Origin of the sequence: Limnospira sp. PMC 289.06 (genome assembly GCF_032350395.1) — a bacterium.
Lineage (GTDB): Bacteria > Cyanobacteriota > Cyanobacteriia > Cyanobacteriales > Microcoleaceae > Limnospira > Limnospira platensis.
The window spans coordinates 1-247 of the sequence record NZ_JARPLC010000595.1; the positions used below are offsets into that span (position 1 = coordinate 1).

A 247-nucleotide genomic window follows, 5' to 3' on the forward strand; every position below is an offset into this window, starting at 1 on the left:
CAACCAGGAAAGGACAAGCAATCGATACACCAAATAGGGTAGCAAAACTACTCAAGAAGCAAAAAGGTAGATGTAACTGGTGTGGGCAATTCTTTACCCCGTCAGACTTAATTGAAGTAGACCATATTGTACCCAGAAGCCAAGGCGGAAAGGATGAATACAAGAATCTCCAATTATTACATCGCCATTGCCACGATGATAAAACAGCTCTTGATGAAGAGATGATGCTGTACTCTTAACAAGGAGG

Annotated in this window: 1 protein-coding gene; it reads left to right on the plus strand. The window is 41.7% G+C overall.

Going from position 1 to position 247, the window contains the following annotated elements; genetic code table 11:
• On the plus strand, positions 1-239 hold a 239-nt coding region (locus tag P5674_RS26380; RefSeq protein WP_315670541.1), incomplete at its 5' end, for an HNH endonuclease signature motif containing protein.
• Positions 240-247 lie beyond the last annotated feature (8 nt).